Origin of the sequence: Spirillospora sp. NPDC046719, from assembly GCF_040645715.1 — a bacterium.
Taxonomy (GTDB): domain Bacteria; phylum Actinomycetota; class Actinomycetes; order Streptosporangiales; family Streptosporangiaceae; genus Spirillospora.
The window spans coordinates 1-4,216 of the sequence record NZ_JBEYYT010000634.1 but is presented as its reverse complement, the minus strand read 5'-3'; the positions used below and the strand labels follow the sequence as shown (position 1 = coordinate 4,216).

The window sequence follows — 4,216 nt, the reverse complement described above, 5'->3', positions numbered from 1 at the left end:
TTGGGGCGGGGCGGGGAGGGCGGGCGAGCGGGTCCGTGCGGGATGAGCGAGAACCGGGGCTCCGGAGCCGTGCGGTCAGCCGCCGTGCGCCGCGCTCAGCTCCCGCCCGATGATCTCCCGCATGATCTCCGAGGTGCCGCCGTAGACGCGCGTGATACGCGCGTCGGCGGCGGCGCGCGCGATCGGATACTCGCGCATGTAGCCGTAGCCGCCGAACAGTTGCTGGCAGGCGTCCAGGCAGCGGAACTCCATCTCGGTGGCCCAGAGCTTGGCCTTGGCCGCGTCCGCCCCGGTGAGCCGCCCCGCGTTGAGTTCCCCGACGCACTTGTCGACGAAGGCCTCGGTGACCGAGACCTCCGTCGCGACATCGGCGAGCGCGAACCGGGTGTTCTGCAGGTCGGCGATCGGCCGGCCGAAGGCGGTGCGCGCGCGGGCGTGGTCGACCGTCCAGCGCAGAGCGGCCCTGGCTCGGGCCAGGCTGCCGACGGCGATCTGCATGCGCTCCTGGGGCAGCCGGTCCATCAGGTGCGCGAAACCGCGCCCGATCTCGCCGAGGACGTTGGCCTTCGGCACGCGGACGTCGGTGAAGACGAGTTCGGAGGTGTCCTGGCAGTGCAGGCCGAGCTTGTCGAGGTTGCGGCCGCGCTCGAAGCCGGGCAGGCCGCGTTCGAGGACCAGCAGGGTCAGCCCGTGGTGCCGGTCCGGAGAGGTCCGGACGGCGGTGACGACCAGATCGGCGTTGGTGCCGTTGGTGATGAAGGTCTTGGCGCCGTTGACCAGGAAGTGGTCGCCCCTGTCCTCGGCGGACGTCCGGATGCCCGCCACGTCCGAGCCCGCGTCCGGTTCGGTCATGCCGATCGCGGCGATCAGCTCTCCGGACACGAATCCCGGCAACCACCGGTCCCGCTGCTCGGGCGTGGTCAGATCCTCCAGGTAGGGCAGGCAGATGTCGTTGTGGACGGCGAAGTTCAGCCCGACGCCGCCGCACGCGGCGTCCATGAATTCCTCGATGAGGATCTGGTTGAACCGGAAGTCCCGCGCTCCCAGGCCGCCGTAGGCGGGATTGGCCTGGAAGCCGAGCAGGCCGATCGCCCCTGCCTGAGCGAAGAGCCGGTGCGGCACGATCCCCGCCTCTTCCCAGTCGAGATAGAAGGGCGCCACTTCTCTCTTGATGAAGTCTCGGGCCAGCTCGGCGAATGCCCGATGATCATCGGCGTAGTGTCCGCGTCGCATCAATGCCTCTTTCCTGAGTCCGCGTGGACGCACATCCGGGACGAGGCTAAAGACCTGCCTTCCGGCATCCCCGCTCCTGTTCCAGGCAGTGGACGTTTCGACCGGGGAAGGGCGCAGGCCGCCCTAAAGTCGGCCCTGCCGATTTCCGCCGGGCAGGGTCGGCGGCATGGGACGTGCGGCGGACGGCGCCGGACGGCGGCGGACGGCGCTCCAGGGATCAGGAGGCTTTCGGGGGCCAGGGAGCCGTCAGGCCCGCGGTGAGGAACGAGATGACGGTGCCGGTCGCCGGCGGCGTGCTCGCGGCGGCGGGCGTGGGGGTGAGCGGGTGCCCGTAGATCTCCAGGAGGAGGGTGAAGGCGAGCCGCCACCGATCGGCGATCTCGTGGGCCGGCAGTTCGGGCATGGCGCGGGCGAGCATCACCTCGAAGGGCACCTGGCTGAACCAGGGCGACACGCTCGACGGCCGCAGTCCGGGAAGCACGAAGCGGGCCAGCAGATGGCACAGCATGCGGCCCTTCGCCGTCGTGGACAGCTCCTCGAACGGCTCGACGATCGCCGCCACCAGCGCGTTGACCTGGGGTCCCGGTGCGCGATCGGGGTCGGTCGCCGAATGCTCGGCGATCGTTTCCAGCCGTCCGGCCCACAGCGGCAGCAGCTCGCGTTCCAGCAGCGCCGTGACGAGCCCTTCGCGCGATCCGAAGTGGTAGTGCACGGCGCCCGGGTTCAGCCCGGCCGCGGAGTTGATCGCCCGGACCGACACCTGCTCGGCGCCCTTCTCCAGGAAGAGGCGCTCGGCGGCGTCGAGGAGGCGGTCGCGGGTGGTCGCGGGGACGTCTGGCATGGCCTCATTGCATCACATATGCTGCAATCAGATTTCAATCAGTGATTGAAGGTCGATTGAAGGGACTACAGGGATCATGGGAACGTTCGCCGTGACGGGATCCGCCTCCGGGATGGGCGCCGCGAGCGCCGCGCTGCTCAGGGACGCGGGGCACACCGTGATCGGTGTCGACCTCCACGACGCGGACGTGGTGGCCGACCTCGGCACGGAGGAGGGGCGGCGCACGGCGGTCCAGGAGATCCTGGCCGCCGCCGACGGAGTCCTCGACGGTGTCGCGGCCATCGCCGGGGTCGGGCCGAACATGCGCGACGCGGCCGCCGTCATGTCGATCAACTACTTCGGCCCGGTGGCGCTGCTGGAGGGCCTGCACCCGGCGCTCGTGCGGTCGGAGGCCGGACGCGCCGTGGTGATCGGGTCCAACTCGGCGACGACCGTTCCCCTGATCGACGAGGACCTGGCAGGGCTCGCCCTCGCCGGCGACGAGGCGGCCGCCCGCGACCGGGCCCGCGCCGCGCAGAGCGCCATGCCCCCGGAGATCGTCGAGATGGCGCCCAGCATCGGCGCCTACGCCACGTCCAAGTTCGCCCTGGCCCGCTGGGTGCGGCGTACCGCCGTTCAGGCCGACTGGGCGCGGCGCGGAGTGCTGCTGAACGCGATCGCTCCCGGTGCCGTGCTCACGCCGCTCATGCTCGGGTCGACCGGCACGGCCGCCGAGACGGACCCCGACGAGTTCCCGACGCCGATGCCGCTGGGCGTCTTCGGCCGCCCGGAGGACATCGCGTTCTGGGTGCACCAGTTCCTCAAGCCGGAGGCCCGTTTCACCACCGGAGCGGTCCTGTTCGTCGACGGCGGCACCGACGCCGCCATGCGCCCCGACGCCCAGCCGACCGCGATGACCTTCTGACCACCCCGAGGAGGACGACGTGACCACCACCGAACCGCGCACCCCCGACGTGTTCGAGCCCGCCCGGCTCGGGCCGCTGACCCTGCGCAACCGCATCATCAAGTCCGCCACCTTCGAGGGCATGACGAAGGGCGCGCTGGTCTCCGACGACCTGATCGAGTTCCACCGCCGGCACGCCGCGGGCGGCGTCGGGATGACCACCATGGCCTACTGCGCGGTGGCGCCCGAGGGACGCACCGAGCGCGACCAGGTCTGGATGCGCCCGGAGGCGCTGCCCGGCCTGCGCCGCCTCACCGACGCCGTGCACGCCGAAGGCGCGGCGGCCTCGGCGCAGATCGGGCACGCCGGGCCGGTCGCCAACGGAAGGTCCAACGGCGTCCCCGCGCTGGCGCCGTCCGCCTCGTTCAGCCCGATGAGCATGCAGCGGATCCGCAGCGCCACCGCCGCCGACATCGAACGCGTCGCCGACGCGCACGGCCAGGCCGCGAAGCTGGCCGTCGAGGCGGGCTTCGACGCGGTGGAGATCCACCTCGGGCACAACTACTTCGCCAGCTCGTTCCTCAGCCCGAAGATCAACAAGCGGCGGGACGGGTTCGGCGGCTCGCTGGCCAACCGCGCCAAGGTCGCCCTCGGCGCCGCGCGCGCCGTCCGCGACGCCGTCGGCGACCGCATCGCGATCCTGGCCAAGCTCAACATGGACGACGGCGTGCCGGGCGGGTTCTGGCTCGACGAGAGCCTCCAGGTCGCCCGCTGGCTGGAGCGGGACGGCAGCGTCGACGCCCTGGAACTGACCGCCGGAAGCTCCCTGCTGAACCCGATGTACCTGTTCCGCGGCGACGCGCCCGTCCGCGAGTTCGCCGCGACGTTCGGGCAGCCGCTGCGCCTGGGCATCAACCTGGTCGGCGACCGCTTCATCCGCGCCTACCCCTACCAGGAGGCGTTCCTGCTGGACAGCGCCCGCCAGTTCCGCGCCGCGCTGGACCTGCCGCTGGTGCTGCTCGGCGGCATCACCCAGCGTTCCACGATGGACCTGGCCATGGCGGAGGGCTTCGAGTTCGTCGCGATGGCGCGGGCGCTGCTGCGCGAGCCCGACCTCATCAACCGCATCCAGAAGGAGCCCGCCACCCGCTCGCTGTGCATCCACTGCAACAAGTGCATGCCGACGATCTTCAGCCGGACCCACTGCGTCATCGCCTGACGGGGACCGGCCGGTCGCGGACGCCGGAGGTGGAGCGGCC

Annotated in this window: 4 protein-coding genes; 2 read left to right on the top strand and 2 right to left on the bottom strand. The window is 71.5% G+C overall.

All coding sequences use genetic code 11. The annotated features are described in order from the left end of the window. Positions 1 to 75 precede the first annotated feature (75 nt). Complete coding sequence (locus tag ABZ914_RS47665) at positions 76 to 1,233, bottom strand: acyl-CoA dehydrogenase family protein (RefSeq protein WP_500201250.1); 1,158 nt, start codon at positions 1,231 to 1,233, stop codon at positions 76 to 78. A 217-nt stretch (positions 1,234 to 1,450) separates the two neighbouring features. Next, on the bottom strand, positions 1,451 to 2,074 hold the full coding sequence (locus ABZ914_RS47660; protein WP_500201249.1) for a TetR/AcrR family transcriptional regulator: 624 nt from the start codon (positions 2,072 to 2,074) through the stop codon (positions 1,451 to 1,453). 76 nt (positions 2,075 to 2,150) lie between these two features. Between ABZ914_RS47660 and ABZ914_RS47655 the strand changes: the two genes are divergently transcribed. Together ABZ914_RS47655 and ABZ914_RS47650 are read left to right on the top strand one after the other, a co-directional pair. Then, on the top strand, positions 2,151 to 2,978 hold the full coding sequence (locus tag ABZ914_RS47655) for an SDR family oxidoreductase (protein WP_500201248.1): 828 nt from the start codon (positions 2,151 to 2,153) through the stop codon (positions 2,976 to 2,978). Positions 2,979 to 2,997: 19 nt separating this feature from the next. After that, positions 2,998 to 4,176 carry an NADH:flavin oxidoreductase gene (locus tag ABZ914_RS47650; protein ID WP_500201247.1) on the top strand — a complete coding sequence of 393 codons (1,179 nt, stop codon included), beginning with the start codon at positions 2,998 to 3,000 and terminating at the stop codon, positions 4,174 to 4,176. The last annotated feature ends 40 nt before the right edge of the window (positions 4,177 to 4,216 follow it).